At 75.7% G+C, this 16,555-nt stretch carries 17 protein-coding genes; 7 read left to right on the plus strand and 10 right to left on the minus strand.

Annotation, left to right across the window (positions count from 1 at the left end):
* Nucleotides 1-135: 135 nt before the first annotated feature.
* Nucleotides 136-1,173 (minus strand): ScyD/ScyE family protein, encoded by a 1,038-nt coding sequence (locus tag ACRYR9_RS17350; protein WP_432496972.1) that lies wholly within the window; start codon nucleotides 1,171-1,173, stop codon nucleotides 136-138.
* Between the two features lie 136 nt (nucleotides 1,174-1,309).
* Entirely contained in the window at nucleotides 1,310-2,281 is a 972-nt protein-coding gene (locus ACRYR9_RS17355) for a helix-turn-helix transcriptional regulator (protein ID WP_432496969.1), read from the minus strand.
* Nucleotides 2,282-2,342: 61 nt separating this feature from the next.
* Here ACRYR9_RS17355 and ACRYR9_RS17360 point away from each other — a divergent pair, with 61 nt between their 5' ends.
* Nucleotides 2,343-3,284, plus strand: a complete 942-nt coding sequence (locus tag ACRYR9_RS17360; protein WP_432496967.1) for an SDR family oxidoreductase — start codon at nucleotides 2,343-2,345, stop codon at nucleotides 3,282-3,284.
* A 15-nt stretch (nucleotides 3,285-3,299) separates the two neighbouring features.
* On the opposite strand, the gene ACRYR9_RS17365 is transcribed toward ACRYR9_RS17360, so the two are convergent.
* The 5 genes from ACRYR9_RS17365 to ACRYR9_RS17385 all read right to left on the minus strand — a co-directional run bounded on the left by ACRYR9_RS17365 (nucleotide 3,300) and on the right by ACRYR9_RS17385 (nucleotide 8,932).
* Nucleotides 3,300-4,055 carry a ZIP family metal transporter gene (locus tag ACRYR9_RS17365; RefSeq protein ID WP_432496965.1) on the minus strand — a complete coding sequence of 252 codons (756 nt, stop codon included), beginning with the start codon at nucleotides 4,053-4,055 and terminating at the stop codon, nucleotides 3,300-3,302.
* Between the two features lie 63 nt (nucleotides 4,056-4,118).
* Nucleotides 4,119-5,486 carry a dihydrolipoamide acetyltransferase family protein gene (locus ACRYR9_RS17370; protein WP_432496963.1) on the minus strand — a complete coding sequence of 456 codons (1,368 nt, stop codon included), beginning with the start codon at nucleotides 5,484-5,486 and terminating at the stop codon, nucleotides 4,119-4,121.
* Between the two features lie 68 nt (nucleotides 5,487-5,554).
* Nucleotides 5,555-6,538, minus strand: a complete 984-nt coding sequence (locus ACRYR9_RS17375; RefSeq protein WP_432496961.1) for an alpha-ketoacid dehydrogenase subunit beta — start codon at nucleotides 6,536-6,538, stop codon at nucleotides 5,555-5,557.
* Nucleotides 6,538-7,710 carry a pyruvate dehydrogenase (acetyl-transferring) E1 component subunit alpha gene (pdhA, locus tag ACRYR9_RS17380; RefSeq protein WP_432496959.1) on the minus strand — a complete coding sequence of 391 codons (1,173 nt, stop codon included), beginning with the start codon at nucleotides 7,708-7,710 and terminating at the stop codon, nucleotides 6,538-6,540. The genes ACRYR9_RS17375 and pdhA overlap by 1 nt, the downstream gene beginning before the upstream one ends.
* Nucleotides 7,711-7,837: 127 nt before the next feature.
* Entirely contained in the window at nucleotides 7,838-8,932 is a 1,095-nt protein-coding gene (locus ACRYR9_RS17385) for a histidinol-phosphate transaminase (protein WP_432496956.1), read from the minus strand.
* 168 nt (nucleotides 8,933-9,100) lie between these two features.
* Here ACRYR9_RS17385 and ACRYR9_RS17390 point away from each other — a divergent pair, with 168 nt between their 5' ends.
* Nucleotides 9,101-9,634: a flavin reductase family protein gene (locus tag ACRYR9_RS17390; protein WP_432496954.1), complete on the plus strand. Its 534-nt coding sequence runs from the start codon at nucleotides 9,101-9,103 to the stop codon at nucleotides 9,632-9,634.
* A gap of 32 nt (nucleotides 9,635-9,666) precedes the next feature.
* Here the strand turns inward: ACRYR9_RS17390 and ACRYR9_RS17395 are convergent, their stop codons facing one another.
* Both ACRYR9_RS17395 and ACRYR9_RS17400 read right to left on the minus strand, forming a co-directional pair.
* Entirely contained in the window at nucleotides 9,667-11,271 is a 1,605-nt protein-coding gene (locus tag ACRYR9_RS17395; RefSeq protein ID WP_432496952.1) for a hypothetical protein, read from the minus strand.
* Entirely contained in the window at nucleotides 11,268-11,561 is a 294-nt protein-coding gene (locus tag ACRYR9_RS17400) for a hypothetical protein (protein WP_432496949.1), read from the minus strand. The genes ACRYR9_RS17395 and ACRYR9_RS17400 overlap by 4 nt, the downstream gene beginning before the upstream one ends.
* A gap of 153 nt (nucleotides 11,562-11,714) precedes the next feature.
* Between ACRYR9_RS17400 and ACRYR9_RS17405 the strand changes: the two genes are divergently transcribed.
* From ACRYR9_RS17405 to ACRYR9_RS17425, 5 genes are read left to right on the plus strand one after another with little or no spacing between them, the layout of a single operon-like run.
* Entirely contained in the window at nucleotides 11,715-12,503 is a 789-nt protein-coding gene (locus ACRYR9_RS17405) for a fructosamine kinase family protein (RefSeq protein WP_432496947.1), read from the plus strand.
* Nucleotides 12,500-13,087 carry a molybdenum cofactor biosysynthesis protein gene (locus ACRYR9_RS17410; protein WP_432496944.1) on the plus strand — a complete coding sequence of 196 codons (588 nt, stop codon included), beginning with the start codon at nucleotides 12,500-12,502 and terminating at the stop codon, nucleotides 13,085-13,087. The genes ACRYR9_RS17405 and ACRYR9_RS17410 overlap by 4 nt, the downstream gene beginning before the upstream one ends.
* Before the next feature lie 40 nt (nucleotides 13,088-13,127).
* Nucleotides 13,128-13,328: a hypervirulence associated TUDOR domain-containing protein gene (locus ACRYR9_RS17415; RefSeq protein ID WP_432496942.1), complete on the plus strand. Its 201-nt coding sequence runs from the start codon at nucleotides 13,128-13,130 to the stop codon at nucleotides 13,326-13,328.
* A gap of 43 nt (nucleotides 13,329-13,371) precedes the next feature.
* A complete protein-coding gene (gene purB, locus ACRYR9_RS17420) occupies nucleotides 13,372-14,787 on the plus strand; it encodes an adenylosuccinate lyase (RefSeq protein ID WP_432496940.1) in 1,416 nt (471 codons plus the stop codon).
* A gap of 1 nt (nucleotide 14,788) precedes the next feature.
* On the plus strand, nucleotides 14,789-15,823 hold the full coding sequence (locus ACRYR9_RS17425) for a zinc-binding dehydrogenase (protein ID WP_432496937.1): 1,035 nt from the start codon (nucleotides 14,789-14,791) through the stop codon (nucleotides 15,821-15,823).
* A gap of 12 nt (nucleotides 15,824-15,835) precedes the next feature.
* Here ACRYR9_RS17425 and ACRYR9_RS17430 read toward each other — a convergent pair whose 3' ends face one another.
* Nucleotides 15,836-16,210 (minus strand): VOC family protein, encoded by a 375-nt coding sequence (locus ACRYR9_RS17430; RefSeq protein WP_432496934.1) that lies wholly within the window; start codon nucleotides 16,208-16,210, stop codon nucleotides 15,836-15,838.
* Between the last annotated feature and the right edge of the window lie 345 nt (nucleotides 16,211-16,555).

The raw sequence follows: 16,555 nt of genomic DNA on the forward strand, positions 1-16,555 counted from the left end.
GGCGTGGTCCGCGACGGCTCCGACCTGCCGCGCCTGGCCCGCGCCCGGCGCAACATGGAGCTCCCCGAGGCATTCGGCATCCAGCCGTTGTGAGACGCGGGGCGGGCGGACCCCCCGGCCGCCCGCCCCGCTCCCTCAGCCCTCCGCGGTGAACGCGGAGGAGTCCACCCGGACGACCTGACCGAGCCCGCCCTGGCCGAGGAACGCCCCGGCGACGCTCCAGGCGGTGGAGTGCAGGGCACCGTCGGCCCAGCGCAGCCCGACCGGCATCGGCACCTGGGCGATCGAGCGGGACCCGTCGGTGTCCACCCGGACGATCCGGCCCACGGAGGAGGGGTCGAAACCGGGCCCTGGCTCTCCGGGCGGCAACCCCTCGAGCAGTTCGGAGACGTACACCTCGCCGTCGTCGCCGACGGCCACGCCCGTCGGCGCGTCCAGGCCGGTGATCTCGTCCACCAGTTCCCCGGAGACCGGGTCGAGCACGTAGACGCGCCCCTGACCGGGCGCCTCGCCCACGAGGCCCGAGACGTACAGGTTCCCGTCCGGCCCCCACGCCAGGCCGGTGGGCACGGAGTCGCAGCCGGTGTGCTCGGGGTCGTTGTTCGGGCGGCCCTCGCAAGCGCCTGCGGTGACGGTCTCCGGGACGAAGAACGTGCTGACCGTGCCGTGCCGGTCCACGGCCAGCACAGCGTTCGCACCGCCGTCGGCGACGTACGCGTACGCCGTCCCGTGTCCCCGCCCGCCGAGCACGGCGAACGGGTTGCTCAGCGCGTCCAGCGGTGCGCCGTCGTCACCGAACTGCCGCTGCCCGTCGGGGTTCTCGGCGAGCTCGTGGGCGGCGAGGTCGGCCAGCGGACGCGGACCCACCCCGGGCTTGGACAGGTACAGCGTGGAGGCCCCCGGCCCCTCCCCCTCGCCGGTCACGACGAGCAACCCCTCACCCGTGCGGTCCACGCCCGCCGGGGCGGTGAAACCCGCCACCCGCACGACCGGTCCCCTGCCGCCGGGGACGATCCCGCTGATCTCGCCGGTGGCGCTCTCGGCCGCGTAGAACTTCCCGTTCCGGAACGACAGGCCGAACGGGTCGTCGAGCCCCTGTGCGACGACCTCGATCGGCTCGTGCCGCGGCGGGTCCCCCGCCGCTGCCGGGGCGGCGAGGCCGACACCGGCCACCGCCGCCATGGTGATCACTGATGCTGCCCTGAACCGGTGCGCCATCCGATCCTCCAACCCTCCGGGGCCGCCGTCGGTCCCGTGGGCGCCGGACGCTACTCCGAACGGGTGAGGGTGACCAGCACCCTCCCGGGGGTCAGGTGTGCGCCTCGAGGACGCGCCGAGCGAGGGTCGCGAGCTCCTCGCGCACCCGCGCCGGATCCACGACCACCACGTCCGCACCCAGCGTCAGCAGCTGCCCGGCCGCGACCTCGGGTTCCTCCAGCGCGAACCGCACCGTCCGCCAGCCCGCGGCGTCCGGTTCCCCGGCGCTCCCCAGCGCCTCGGCCGCCACCTGCTCCCCGAGCACCGACGGCAGGGCACGCACCCCGCGCGGGGACAGGCGCGCGGTGACGGCCACCCGCCCCAGCGAGCGCTCGAACTCCGCCGAGGACGCCGCCCACCACGCGGCCAGGTCGAAACCCCCCGGCCGCTCGAAGCGCCCGGGCAGCAGTTCGGCGCCCCGCACCCGAGCCGCCCGGTACGTGCGCACCCGCCCCCGCGAGGACGCCACCAGGTACCAGACCCCGGCCTTGAGGACCAGGCCCAGCGGTTCCAGGACCCGCTCGCGCTCCTCACCACCCGGGACGCGGCCGTAGGACAGGCGCACCGGCCGCTGCTCCCACACCGCTCGCCCCAGCACCGCCAGGCCCGGGGTGTCCTCCTCGGCGCGGAACCAGCCGGGCGCGTCGAGGAGGAACCTCTGCGCCAGCGCACCGGCCCGCTCGCGCAGCTCCACCGGCAGGGTCGCGGCCACCTTCGCGGTGGCCGCCGCACCCGCCCCGCCCAGCCCCAGCGCGGCCAGTTCCCGCGGTGCGGAGAGGGCGAGCAGCGCCACCGCCTCCCGGGACGTCAGCCCGTCCAGGTGCGAGCGCCAGCCGTCGACGAGCCGCACCCCGCCGCCGCGCCCCGGTTCGCTCCAGATCGGCACGCCGGCCGCACGCAGCGCGGCCACGTCCCGGTGGGCGGTGCGCTCGGAGACCCCGAGCTCGCGCGCCAGCTCCGGCACCGTCGCCGCCCGGCGACGCTGCAGCTGGAACAGCAGGGCGACGAGCCGTTCGGAACGCACCGGCCCATGGTGCCCGGAAACCCTGACGGCGGTTGTCAGGGTTGCGCGCGAGGGTGGACGCGTGAACGAGCAGAGCACTGCCTGGGCCTCTCCCGACCTGACCGGCCGCGTCGCCCTCGTGGCGGGCGGCACCCGCGGCGCGAGCCGCGCCACCGCCGTCGAGCTCGGCCGCGCCGGCGCCACCGTGTGGGTGAGCGGGCGCTCCAGCGCCGCCGGCCGCTCCGAGGTGGACCGCTCCGAGACCATCGAGGAGACCGCCGCCCTCGTCGACGACGCCGGCGGCCGCGGCGTGCCGGTGCGCTGCGACCACCTCGACCCCGCGCAGGTGCGGGCGCTGGCCGCGCGGGTGGAGGCCGAGCACGGCCGCCTCGACGTCCTCGTCGACGGCGTGTGGGGCGGTGACCACCTGATGACGTGGGGGGCACCGGTGTGGGAGCACGACCTGACCGCGAGCCTGCGGATGCTGCGGCTGGGGATCGAGTCGCACGTCGTCACCGCGCACGCGCTGCTGCCCCTGCTGCTGCGGGAACCCGGTGGCCTCGTGGTGGTGATGACGGACGGGACCGCCGAGCACAACTCCCGCTACCGCACCGGCACCACCCTGGCGTTCCACGTCGCCAAGGCCGCCTCGCACCCGCTGGCGGTGGCGCTGGCCGCCGAGACCGCTCCGCACGGGTGCACCGCCGTCGCGCTGACCCCGGGCTGGCTGCGCTCGGAGGCGATGCTGGACACGTTCGGCGTCACCGAGGAGAACTGGCGAGACGCGCTGGAGCAGGAACCCCACTTCGCGATCTCGGAGTCGCCGGTGTTCACGGGCCGGTGCGTGGCGGCGCTGGCCGCCGATCCGCAGCGCTCGAGGTTCTCCGGCCGCACCCTGGACTCCGGTTCCCTGGCGCGCGAGTACGGCATCGACGACGTCGACGGCAGCCGCCCGGACGGGTACCGGTACGTGACGGAGGTGCTGCTGGCCGGCCGCCCCGCGGACACCACCGGCTACCGCTGACCCCGGTCGCGCCGGTCAGGCGCCCAGGCGGCTGATCGTGAACGCGACGAGGAAACCCAGCGTCGTGATGAGCCCGGTGAGCACGTGGGTGCGCTCGAACGCCTCCGGGATCATCGTGTCGGCGACCATCGTGAGGATCGCGCCCGCGGCCAGGGCCGTGATCCCGGCGACGAGCTGCGGTGAGGCGCCGCCCAGCGCCAGGTACCCCAGGGCGGCGGCCAGCGCGCTGACGAGCGCGATGCCGCCCCACACCCCGAACACGTACCCCGCGCCGCGCCCGGCCTTCTTCATGCCCGCCGCGCTGGACAGCCCCTCGGGCACGTTGGAGATGAACACCGCCGCCACGACCGCGGTGCTCACCCCGCCACCGCCGAGCAGCCCGACGCCCAGCACCACCGACTCCGGGACCCCGTCCAGCAGCGCACCGATCGCGATGGCCGCACCGCTGCCGCCCTGCTGCGACTCCGACGGCTGCTGACCGCCGGAGCGCTTGCGGTGCCGGGCACCGTGGCGGGCGAGCACCGCGTTCGCCGCCACGTACACCAGGGCACCGGCCAGGAAGCTCAGCGCCGTCACCGGCAGGCCGCCGGTGTCCGCCGCCTCCTGGGCCAGGTCGAAGGCGAGCGCGGAGATCAGCACCCCGGCGCCGAACGCCATCACCCCGGCGACCACCCGGGACGGCACCCGCACGAACCAGGCGACCGCCGCACCGACGACCAGGGCGGCACCGCCCAGCAACCCCCACAGCCCCGCCTCGAGCCAGCCCGGCATCCCCGCTCCCCTCGTCGTCTCCCGACGGGGGGACCTACCCGGTGGGGGCCCGGGGAAACCTCCTCAGGTCCAGGTGAGCGCCCGCGCCGGGTCCTCCAGCACCGCGGCGACGTCGGCCAGGGCCCGCGAGCCGCTCTCCCCGTCGAGCATCCGGTGGTCGAACGACAGGCTCAGGGTGGCCAGGTAGCGGGGCTTCACCTTGCCCTTGTGCACCCACGGCTTCTGGGCGATCTTGCCGACCGCCAGGATCGCGGCCTCGCCGGGGTTGAGGATCGGGGTGCCGGTGTCGATGCCGAACGTGCCGACGTTCGTGATGGTGATGGTGCCCTCGGACAGGTCGGCCGGCTGCGCCTTGCCCTCGCGGGCCCTGGCGGCCACCTCGCCCAGGGAGACGGCGAGGTCCTTCAGGGTCATCTCGTCGGCGTCCTTGACGTTCGGCACCAGCAGCCCGCGCGGCGTGGCGACCGCGATGCCCAGGTTCACGTAGTTCTTGACCACGATGACCTGGTTCCGCTCGTCCCAGGTCGCGTTGACGTCGGGGTTGCGGCGCACCGCCACCAGCAGCGCCTTGGCGACCAGCAGCAGCGGCGAGACGCGCACCCCGGTGAACTCCGGGTCGGTCTTGAGCCGCTGCACCAGCTTCATGGTGCGGGTCGCGTCGACCGTGGTGAACACCGTGACGTGCGGGGCGGAGAACGCGCTCTCCACCATCGCCGCGGCCGTGGCCTTGCGGACTCCGCGGATCGGCACGTGCCGCTCGCGCTCGTGCCGGTCCTCGCGCCGCGCCGGCTCGGTGGGCGCCGAGGGCACCAGGGCCAGGACGTCCGCGCGGGTCACGGTGCCGCCCGGTCCGGTGGGGGTCGCGTCGGCCAGGTCCACCCCGAGGTCGCGGGCCAGCTTGCGCACCGGGGGTTTGGCCAGGACGTGCCCGCCGCCGGCCCGAGCGGGCGCGGGGCCCGGGGCGGGGACCGCGGGGGTCGCGCCGGCGGCGGGCGTGGCGGCAGGAGCCGCAGCCGGGCTCCGGCGCCGGCGCACGGTCCCCTCGCGCGTGCCGTACCCCACGAGGGTGGCACCCGAGCTCTCGTCGTCGTCCGCGGCCCGCCCGGGGGCCTCACCGTGCCGTCGCTGCGGGTCGATCGCGGGTTCCGTCGCCGCGCGGTTCCCCGGCGCGCCCGGGTCCACCGCACCGGCGGCCCCGTCGCCGATGACGACGATGTCCGTGCCGACCTCGACGGTCGACCCCTCGGCCACCAGCAGGTCCACGACCGTGCCGGCGTAGGGGCTCGGCAGCTCGACGAGCGACTTGGCCGTCTCGATCTCCACGAGGACGTCGTTGACCGCGACGGTGTCGCCGGCGCGCACCTTCCACGACACGATCTCGGCCTCGGTGAGTCCTTCGCCCACGTCGGGCAGGGCGAACCGCTGGTGCACAGGTCCCCTTCGGGTTTCTCGGGTTCTTCGGGGTCGCGGGTCCTGCGGGACCCGTGGTGCCGCGCGGCTCAGGCCGCGAGCGCCTGCTCCACGGCGTCCAGGACGCGGTCGACCGACGGCAGGTAGTGCTCCTCGACGCGGGCCGCCGGGTACGGCAGGTGGTACCCGCCGACGCGCTTGACGGGCGCCTCCAGGGAGTAGAAGCACCGCTCGGTGATCTGCGCGGCGATCTCCGCGCCCGCGCCGTGGAACACGGGAGCCTCCTGCACGACGACGAGCCGGCCGGTGCGGCGCACCGACTCCGCCACCGTGTCCACGTCCAGCGGGGAGATGGAGCGCAGGTCCACGACCTCCAGCTGCGTGCCGTCCTGCGCGGCCTCCGCGGCGGCGTCCAGCGCCAGCTTCACCGTGGGCCCGTACGCCACGAGCGTGGCGTCGGTGCCGGCGCGCAGCACGCGGGCGCGGTGCAGCGGCGTCACCTGTCCGGGGCCGAGGTCGGTGTCCACGTCGCCCTTGTCCCAGTAGCGGCGCTCCGGTTCCATGAACACCACCGGGTCCGCGCAGGCGATCGACTGCTGCACCATCCAGTACGCGTCGTGCGCGGTGGAGGGGTACACCACGCGCAGCCCGGCGGTGTGCGCGAACAGCACCTCGGGGCTCTCGGAGTGGTGCTCCACCGAGCCGATGCCGCCGCCCGCGGGCATGCGGATCACGACCGGCACCGCCAGGAGGCCGCGCGAGCGCGCCCGCAGCTTCGCCAGCTGGGTGACGATCTGGCTGAACGCCGGGTACACGAACCCGTTGAACTGGATCTCGCACACCGGCCGGTACCCGCGCAGCGCCATCCCGAGCGCGGTGCCGACGATGCCGGCCTCGGCCAGCGGGGTGTCCAGGACGCGGTCCTCGCCGAAGTCCTTCTGCAGCCCGTCGGTGACGCGGAAGACCCCGCCCAGGCGGCCGATGTCCTCCCCCATCAGCAGCACCCGCGGGTCGCGTTCCATGGCGGCCCGCAGGCCGGCGTTGATCGCCTTGGCGATCGGCATGCGCTCCATCAGCGGTCCCTCCCGGCGGTGGCGTGCTGGTCGTGGTGCTCCTGCTGGGGCGCGTCCTGCTCGTGGCGGGCCCAGGCGGCGAGGAACTCGTCGCGCTCGGCCTGCACCTGCGGGTGCGGCTCGGCGTAGGCGTGCTCGAACATCGACGCCGGCTCCGGGTCGGGCATGTCGCGCACCCCGGCGCGCAGCCGGGTGGCGAACTCGTCGGCCTCCACGGCCAGCGCCTGCTCGAAGGCGTCGTCGAGGACCCCCTCGGCGCGCAGGTGGGTGCGCAGCCGGTCGATCGGGTCGCGGTCGCGCCAGGCGTCGACCTCCGCCGCGTCGCGGTAGCGGCTGGGGTCGTCGGCGGTGGTGTGCGCGCCCATCCGGTACGTGTACGCCTCGACGAACGTGGGGCCGCCGCCGCTGCGGGCGCGTTCCAGGGCGCTGCGCAGCACGGCGAGGACGGCCAGCACGTCGTTGCCGTCGACGAGGACGCCGGGAATCCCGACGCCCTCGGCGCGCCGGTGCAGCGGCACCGTCGACTGCCGCCGGACGGGCTCGGAGATCGCCCACTGGTTGTTCTGGCACAGGAACACGACGGGGGCGTTGTAGACGGCCGCCCACGTCAGCGCCTCGGCGGTCTCGCCCTGGCTGGTGGCGCCGTCCCCCAGGCAGGCCACGACGGCCGTGTCGCGCCCCGGGTCGCCGGTGCCGACGGCGCCGTCGCGCTGCACGCCCATGGCGTAGCCGACGGCCGGCAGGAGCTGGGCGGCGATGACGAGCGTGTACGGGTGCACACCGAGCGCCACCGGGTCCCAGCCGCCGTGGTCGACGCCCCGGTACAGGCTCAGCACGTGGAGCGGGTCCGCCTCGCGCACCAGGAGGAAGCCGTGGTCGCGGTAGGTGGGGAAGACGTGGTCCTGGCGGCGCAGGGCCCGGGCGGCGCCGACCTGCGCGGCCTCCTGGCCGCGGCTGCCCGCCCACAGGCCCAGCTGCCCCTGGCGCTGCAGGGCCTCGGCCTCGGTGTCCAGCCGGCGCATGAGGACCAGGTCGCGCAGCAGGCCGAGCAGCTCGTCCGGCTCGAGCCGCACGTCGTAGCCCGGGTGCTCGCGGCGGACGCCGTCGGCGTCCAGCAGCTGCACCATCTCGCCGGTGCGTGTCCCGGCCGGGCCGGTCGCCGCCTCGCTCACGTGCTCCCCCTCCGTCGGACGCCGTCGGTGGCCGGCCACCGCGGCGCAACCTACGGTCCCGTACCTTACGGAGGCGTACCCTACGCGAGAGCAGGTCCACGTTCCACGGGACGCGGGCGAGCGGGTGTCAGCGCAGCCGGGCCGCGACGTCCAGGAAGCGGGAGTTCGCCGCCGTCTCCCCGACCGTGACGCGCACCCCGTCGGAGCCGTAACCGCGCACCGACAGGCCCTCCACGCCGAACGCGTCGACGAGCGCGGGGGTGCGCTCACCCACCGGCAGCCAGAAGAAGTTGCCCTGCGCGTCCGGCACCGCCCAGCCCTGCTCGCGCAGACCGCCGACGACCCGCCGGCGCTCGGCCACCAGTGCGGCCACCCGCTCCATGAGCTCCGCCTCCGCCGCGTCCTGCAGCGAGGCCACCACCGCCGCCTGGGCGATGCCGGACACGCCGAACGGCGTGGCGGCGCGCCGCAGCGCCGAGGCGACGTGCGGGTGCGCGGCGGCCACCCCCACCCGCAGCCCCGCCAGCCCGTACGCCTTGGAGAAGGTGCGCAGCACCACCACGTTGGGGCGGTCGTGCAGCACGTCCACCCCGTCGGGCACCTCGGGGTCGTCGACGAACTCCCGGTACGCCTCGTCGAGCACCACCAGGACGTCGCCGGGCACCTGCGCCAGGAACTCCTCCAGCCCCCCGGAGCGGATCGCCGGGCCGGTGGGGTTGTTCGGCGAGCACAGCAGCACCAGGCGGGTGCGCTCCCCGACCGCCGCGAGCATCGAGGGCAGGTCGTGCCTGCCCTCGGCCGTCAGGGGGACGGGCACCGGTACCGCGTCGCCGACGGCGGCGACGATCGGGTAGGCCTCGAAGGAGCGCCAGGCGAAGACGACCTCGTCGCCGGGGTCGCAGGCGATCTCCACCAGCTGGGCCAGCAACCGCACGCTGCCGGTCGCCGCGACGAGCCGCTCGGGCTCGAGGCCCCACCTGCTCCCCACCGCCGCCAGCATCTGCGTCGCCGCGGGGTCGGGGTAGCGGTTGACCCCGGTCGCCGCCCGGGTGATGGCCGTCAGCACGCTGGGCAGCGGCGGGTACGGGTTCTCGTTGGAGGAGAGCTTGAACACCTCCAGCCCCTCGCGCGCCGCGGCGGGCCTGCCCGCCACGTAGGCGGGCACCTTCGCCACGGTCGACCGCAGGCGCGGGAGGAGATCGGCGGCGCTGGGGGTCGGCACCCGGTCAGCTTAGGACCGCTCCCCGCCGCGGCCGCGGGTGCCGCCCGCGGTGGGAGCGCACCGCGCGGCACCCGCGGGTACCGTCGCCGGGCGAGACCCCGGCACCCGCCGGGGACGTCGGCGACGCACGCGACCCGAGACCACCACCGAGCAGCTGGACGGTTCCCCATGCGCGATCCAGGTACCGGGCGCACCCCCCGGATGGTCCCCTTCGAGGACGACCCGTCGGCGCTGCGCTCGACCTTCGCCCTGTTCCCCTCGGGCGTGGTCGCGCTGTCCGCCGTCGTGGACGGCGAGCCGGTCGTGCTGGTCGCCTCCTCCTTCCAGGTCGGCATCTCCGCCGATCCCCCGCTGGTCCTCTTCGCGGTGCAGCACACCTCCACGAGCTGGCCCAGGCTGCGCACCGCACCGCGGCTGGGCGTCTCCGTGCTCGGTGAGGCCCACGACGCCGTCGCCCGCCAGCTGGCCTCCAGGGCCGCCGACCGCTTCGCCGGCGTCGAGACCACGACGACGCCCACGGGGGCGCACCTGGTCCACGGCGCACCCGTGTGGATGGAGTGCAGCATCCACTCCGAGGTCCCCGCCGGCGACCACGACGTCGTGCTGCTGCAGGTGCACGCCACGGGCACCGCTCCCGACACCGAGCCGCTGGTGTGGCACGGCTCCTCCTTCCGCGCGCTCACGCCCCGCACCGGCGCCTGAACCGCACCTCCGGCCACCGCTCGCACCGCGGCTCACCGCCGCTGCGCGCGGTAGTCGAAGACGTCGACGCGGGCACCGGGGGCGTCGAGGAAGGCGCCGGCGGAGCTGCGGTAGCCCACCAGGGCCTCGTCGGTGCTGGAGTCGACCAGGGCGGCGGTGTCCAGGTAGCTGCGCCACCCGTGCGCGACCAGCGGGTCGTCTGCCACGGCCGCGGCGAAGTCCGGGTCGTCGCCGACGTCGCGGCGCACGACGGTGCGCGACGCCGATCCCCGGGCGGCCTCCCCGTCCAGGGCGGGCACGAGGTCACCGGTGTGCTCCAGCGAGAGCACCTGCACCTGCGCGGGCACCTCGATGCCGTCGACGGGTGAACCGGCGGTGACGACGTGGGTGACGCGGTACGCCCGCAGGAAGTCCTCGTCGGAGGCCAGCGCCGCCGCCGTCAGCCCGCCCTGGCTGTGCCCGGCCAGCATCACCGGCTCCTGCGCACCCACCCCGGCCAGCCGCATCGCCTCGGCGACGGCCGCCGTGGTGGCGGTCGGCTGACCGGCCACGGCCCGCAGGTTCGTCGTCAGGTCCATGGGGGTGCCGCCGGCGGCCGGAAGCGGCGTCCAGTCCTGCGTGCCGGGCACCTCGACGATCCACGCGACGGCGCCGTCGGCGTGCGTGACCCGTTCCAGCCGCACGACCCCGGCCTCGGGCCGGCCCGCCGCGGGCATGCGGTCCCCCACCGAGTCCGCCGGGCCGTCCGGCGCGAAACCGGTGGACTGGTGCGCCACCCCGTCGAGGACCTCGGCGATGCCCCGGGGCGGGCGGGTGGGCACCGCCCGCGGGGCCGCGGGCGACACCTGCACCCCGGTCGGCCGGAACAGCGGGCTCACGCCGCCCACCGCGGTGAGGGCACCGGCGACCTCCGCCGCTCCCGCACCGGGACGCAACAGCTGCGGCGCGAGCACCGTGAGCCCCGCCCCCAGCACGGGGGACCGCCGCGCAGCGGTCTGCACCACCGCCGGCGCGGTGGCCACGGCCTCCTGCACGAGCCAGGGGTGCTCCGCGAGCAGCAGAGCGGCCCGGTGGACGTCACCGCGCACGCGGTCGTCGATCCGGCCGTGCTCCTCACGGGCGATCGCGGTCAGCTCCTCCAGGTCCACCTCCCCGGTGGCGGCCACCTGCGCCAGGGCCCTGACGAGCACGAGGTCCTGGGCCTGCGCCGTGCGCAGCGCGACGTCGGCGGCCAGCAGCCCGGCAGCGCCCGCGGCCAGCGCCGGCGCCGCCTCCACCACGACCTCGGCGGCTGCGCGCCGCGCCACCTGCACGGCCGCGTCCGCGGCGGCCTCGCCCGCCCGGTAGCGCAGCGACGCCGTGCGCAGCAGCACGGACAGCGCCAGCACCCGGGCGGCCAGGGGCACGGCCGCGCCCGAGCCGAGCAGCAGCTCCGCCAGGGCCCGTTCGGCCGGCAGCCCGGTCGCCGGCGCCAGGGGCGCGCTGAGCAGCAGCGCGGGGTCCAGGGCGGCGGCCGCCAGCTCGGCACCGCACGCGGCGACGTCGGCGGCAGCCCGCGCCAGCACCCCGGCGGCGGCGTCGAGCGCGTCGGGGTCCACGGTGAGGGAGCCGGCGCTGACGGTCAGGGCGTCGCTCACGCCGCACCCGCGGACGGACCGGCCCCCGCGGCCGTCGCCGCACCGAGGGCCACGACGGCAGCGCGGTGCGCCGCGAGCCGCCCTGCGGCCTCCTCGCACCCCGTGGCGAGGGCACCGGCAGCGCGGACCACCTCGGCCAGCCGTGAGCGGAAGGCGGCCGCGCCGGCCCCTGCCCAGTCGATCCCGCCGGCGCCGGCGAGCCGCTCGCCCGCCTCGCGCACACCCTCGCCGGCGCGGGCGACCTCCCGCACCAGCGCTCCCAGCCGCGCCTCACCCAGTTCCGGGCCCACCTGCGCTCCTCCTCCCCGGCCGCCACCGGCCGGTCCCCGTCCTCGCCGCAGGGACGCTAGGTCGCACCGCCGGCCCCGCCCCCGCCGCGCGGCACCGCCTGTGGACACCGGCTCCGGGGTGCCCGTTGTGCAGCGCCCGGCGACCATGGGGACGTGCGTGCGGGTGCGGACGACGGTCAGGAGTTCGTGAAGCGGGCGGCAGCACCGCCGGGAGCGCTGGCGGCCGAGGCCGCCGGGCTGGCGTGGTTGGCCGCGGCCGGCGGGGCGGCGGTGTGCCGGGTGCGCGAGGTGCGCCCGGACGCCCTCGTGCTCGACCGCGTCCAGGAGGTGCCCGCCACGGCCGCCGCGGCGGAGGCGTTCGGGCGCGACCTGGCCACCACCCACGCCGCGGGCGCGGACCGCTTCGGAGCACCGCCCCCGGGCGTGCCGGGGGACGCGTGGATCGCGTCGCTGCCCCTGTCGATGAGCTCCGCCCCCGAGCCGTGGGGGCGCTTCTACGCGACCCGGCGGGTGCAGCCGTACCTGCGCGCGGCCCGCGACCGCGACGCGGTGGACGCGGCGGGGGCGGCGGTCGTCGAGCGCGTGTGCCAGCGGCTGAGCGAGGGCGACGAGGCGCTGTGCGCCGGCGGCGAGCGCCCGGCCCGCCTGCACGGGGACCTGTGGTCCGGCAACGTGCTGTGGTCACCGGGCGGGGCGGTGCTCGTCGACTGCGCCGCGCACGGCGGCCACCCCGAGACGGACCTGGCGATGCTGGCCCTGTTCGGGCTGCCCCACCTGGACCGGGTGCTCGCCGCGTACACCGAGGCGGCGGGCACGCCGCAGGGGTGGCGGGCCCGGGTTCCCCTGCACCAGCTGCACCCCCTGCTCGTGCACGCCGTCCTGTTCGGCGGCGGGTACGGCACCCGGGCGGTGCGCGCGGCCGAGCAGGCGCTGGCCCTGTGAGCAGCGGGACGGGCGCACCGCTCCACGAGCACCCCGTCGAGGTCCTGCACCTGCTGGTGTCCCCTGAGCACGCCTACTTCGGCCGCCCCCGCGACGGGGCGGCGCAGGTGCCCACCCACGACCTCGACGAGGTGGAGGTCGTGGCGGGCAAGGGCCTGCGCGGGGACCGGTTCTTCGGCAAGGCCGCCCACATGGACGCCGCCGTGACGTTCCTGGCGGTCGAGGCGTGGGAGGCGGTCGCCGCCGACCTGGCGCTGCCCACCGTGCCGGACCCCCTGCTGGCCCGGCGCAACCTCGTCGTGCGCGGCGTCGAGCTGGACCCGCTGCGCGGGCACGAGTTCGAGCTGGTCACCGCCGCCGGGACGGTGCGCTTCCGCGGCGGTCGGCCGGCGAACCCGTGCGCGTGGATGGACCGCGTCGTCGCGGACGGCGCCCACCGCGCGATGCGCGGGCGCGGCGGGCTGCGCTGCACCCCCGTCTCCGACGGGCGCATCGCCCGGGGCGCCGGCGTGCTGCGCGCGCCTGTCCCGCTGGACCCCGCCCGTGCCGGTGAGGCGGTGCTGCGCCGCACTCCCCTGCCGTGATCGGGGTGCGGACCCCCCGCGCAGCGCCCAGGGTGGGGCCATGGTGGAGAAGGGCGACCACGTCAGCTGGAACACCTCCCAGGGGGAGACGACCGGGAAGGTCGTCGACAGGGAGACCGACGACTTCGAGCTGGACGGCAAGCAGCGCCGCGCTTCGAAGGACGACCCGCAGGTCGTCGTGGAGAGCGACAAGAGCGGCAAGCAGGCTGCGCACAAGGAGTCCTCGGTGGAGGAGGCCTGAGAACCCCGCCGACCGCACGGGCCGCGGTCGCGCTCGTGGGACCATGACCCCCGTGACCGCAGCCGACGTGGACCTCGCACCCGCCAGCCTCGGAGAACCGGCCCTCGGTCCCCTCGACGGGCGCTACCGCCGTTCGGTGGCTCCCCTGGCCGAGCACCTGTCCGAGGCCGCGCTGAACCGCCGCCGCATCCACGTCGAGGCGGAGTGGCTCATCCACCTCGGCACGCACGACGTCGTCCCGGGCGTGCGCCGCCTGACCGGCGAGGAGGTGGGGCTGCTGCGCGCGCTGCCGCTGCGCTTCGACGCCGCCGCCGTGGCCGAGCTCGCCGAGATCGAGCGCGTCACCGTCCACGACGTCAAGGCCGTGGAGTACTGGATCAAGCGGCGCCTGGAGGGCACGTCGCTGACCGACGTGGCCGAGCTGGTGCACCTGTTCTGCACCAGCGAGGACATCAACAACCTCTCCTACGCCCTCATGGTGCGCGACGCCGTGCAGCAGGTCTGGCTGCCCGCCGCCACCGGCCTGACCGACGACGTGGCCCGGATGGCGCACGAGCTGCGCGACCTGCCGATGCTCAGCCGCACCCACGGCCAGCCCGCGACGCCGACGACGCTCGGCAAGGAGCTCGCCGTGCTCGCCCACCGGCTGCGCCGGCAGCTGTCCCGCGTGGGTCGCGCCGAGTTCCTCGGCAAGTTCAACGGTGCCACCGGCACCTACGCCGCCCACCGCACCGCCGTGCCCGGCACCGACTGGCCGGCGGTGTCGAAGGCGTTCGTGGAGTCCCTGGGCCTGACGTGGAACCCGCTGACCACGCAGATCGAGTCCCACGACTGGCAGGCGGAGCTGTACGCGGACGTCGCCCGCTTCGGCCGGGTGCTGCACAACCTCTGCACGGACGTGTGGACGTACATCTCCTACGGCTACTTCGCGCAGGTCCGCGGCCAGGGCACCGTCGGCTCCTCCACGATGCCGCACAAGGTGAACCCCATCCGGTTCGAGAACGCCGAGGCCAACCTCGAGATCTCCGGCGGGCTGTTCCGGGTGCTGGAGGAGACCCTGACGACCTCCCGCCTGCAGCGCGACCTCACCGACTCCTCCACGCAGCGCAACATCGGTGTCGCCTTCGGCCACTCCCTGCTGGCGATCGAGAACGCCCGCAAGGGCCTGGCCGGCCTGGACGCGGTGCCCGCCGCGCTGGCCGCCGACCTGGACGCGACGTGGGAGGTCCTGGGTGAGGCGGTGCAGTCCGTGATGCGCGTGCACGGGCTGCCCGAGCCGTACGAGCGGCTCAAGGAGCTGACCCGCGGCCGCAAGGTGGACCAGTCCAAGCTGCGCGAGTTCGTCGCGGGTCTGGGACTGCCGGAGGGCGAGGCGGCCCGCCTGTCGCTGCTGACGCCCGGTGACTACACCGGCGACGCCTCGGCCCTGGTGGACGTGCTCGACCAGCCGTCCGCCTGAGGTGCGCGCGGTCCTCGTCGAGCGGTTCGGGGCCCTGCCCGGCCTGACGGAGGTCCCCGACCCCGCTCCCGCCCCGCACGGAGTGGTCGTCGCCGTCGAGGCGACGGGAGTGTGCCGCAGCGACTGGCACGCCTGGCAGGGCCACGACCAGGACGTGGTCCTCCCACACGTGCCCGGTCACGAGCTCGCGGGCACCGTGGTGGCGGTCGGCGGGCACGTGCGCGGCTGGCGCCCCGGGGACAGGGTCACCACCCCGTTCGTGACGGCCTGCGGCACCTGCCCGGAGTGCGCCGCCGGTCAGCAGCAGGTGTGCCGGGCGCAGACCCAGCCGGGCTTCACCGGCTGGGGCTCGTTCGCCGAGCTGGTCGCCCTCGACCACGCCGACGTCAACCTCGTGCGCCTGCACGACGACCTCCCGTCCAGCGCCGCCGCGGCGCTCGGCTGCCGGGTCGCGACGGCCTTCCGGGCGGTCACGGACGTGGGACGGGTGCGTGCCGGTGAGTCCGTGGCTGTGCACGGCTGCGGCGGGGTCGGCCTGTCGGCCGTGGCTGTCGCCAGCGCGGCCGGCGCCAGGGTCGTCGCGACGGACCCGTCCCCTGCCGCCCGGGATCTGGCGCGGGAGTTCGGTGCCGCGCACGTCGTGGACCCGGCCGACGGCGACGTCGTCGCCGCGGTCACCGAGCTCACCGGGGGTGGTGCGCACGTGTCGATCGACGCGGTCGGATCGGTCGTCACCTGCGAGGCGTCGGTGCGTTGCCTGCGCCGCCGCGGCCGGCACGTGCAGGTCGGGCTGCTGCCTCCCGCGGCGGGCCGACCAGCGGTGCCGATGGACCGCGTGGTCGCACTGGAGCTCCGACTCCTCGGCAGCCACGGCATGGCGGCCCACGACTACCCCCGCCTGCTGTCCCTGGTGACGTCCAGCGCTTTCCCGCTGGGACGCTTGGTCGGGCGGCAGCTGCCCCTGGAGGCGGGTCCCCGGGCGCTGCGGGAGCTGGACCACCCGGGGACCGCCGGCATCACCGTGCTGCGGCCCTGACCACGGCCGGTGTCACAGGTACGGGCGGGTGAGGAGTTCGACGCCGTGCCCGGCCGGATCCATGACGTACAAGCCCCGCCCACCGTGCTCGGTGTTCGTCTGCCCCGGCCGGGTGCGCTGCGGGTCTGCCCAGAACGTGGTGCCGCGTTCCTGCAGCAGGGCGACCGCGCGGTCGAACAGGTCGTCGTCGACGAGGAACGCGTAGTGCTGCATCTGGATCTCGACGGGCGGCTCCGCGAACTGCAACAGGACGCCGTCGGGCAGCACCAGGTTGGTGAAGAGGCCCCAGTTCGGTGCCGGGAGCGCCTCGATCAGGTCTCGGTAGAAGAGTGCCGATTCCTCACGGTCGAGCGCCGCGATGATGGTGTGGTTGAAGCTGGCAGGCATGGCTGGCCCCGTTCGTGTCGAACCCCAGTGGGAACCCGAACCGGCGGTACGGCGACTGGTCGTCATGGCCGCGTGCTCCGCGGGCGCGAGAGAGACGGACTGTCGTCGATCCCTGCGCCGGCCGGGGAAGAGGTGACCTCCTGCGCTTCCGCCCATCCGGGGCTCGTGCGCGACGCTAGCACCGTAGGCCTGGTCTGGGAGGGTCCTTCATGTGCCACCCCACAACGTGAAGAAGGCCTGTGGGATGCACGATCGCACCCCACAGGCCTTCCACAACACACCACTCACAAAGATGAGTGGCCGGCGGTGTCCTACTCTCCCACCCAGTCTCCCGAGCAGTACCAT

Origin of the sequence: Kineococcus auxinigenes (assembly GCF_050871525.1) — a bacterium.
In the GTDB taxonomy this organism is placed as follows: domain Bacteria; phylum Actinomycetota; class Actinomycetes; order Actinomycetales; family Kineococcaceae; genus Kineococcus.

Coding starts and splice junctions, on each gene's coding strand:
- ACRYR9_RS17430 (WP_432496934.1), bottom strand. CDS start 16,210: ATGCCTGCCAGCTTCAACCACACCATCATCGCGGCGCTCGACCGTGAG.
- ACRYR9_RS17365 (WP_432496965.1), bottom strand. CDS start 4,055: ATGCCGGGCTGGCTCGAGGCGGGGCTGTGGGGGTTGCTGGGCGGTGCC.
- ACRYR9_RS17390 (WP_432496954.1), top strand. CDS start 9,101: ATGCGCGATCCAGGTACCGGGCGCACCCCCCGGATGGTCCCCTTCGAG.
- purB (WP_432496940.1), top strand. CDS start 13,372: ATGACCCCCGTGACCGCAGCCGACGTGGACCTCGCACCCGCCAGCCTC.
- ACRYR9_RS17415 (WP_432496942.1), top strand. CDS start 13,128: ATGGTGGAGAAGGGCGACCACGTCAGCTGGAACACCTCCCAGGGGGAG.
- ACRYR9_RS17375 (WP_432496961.1), bottom strand. CDS start 6,538: ATGGAGCGCATGCCGATCGCCAAGGCGATCAACGCCGGCCTGCGGGCC.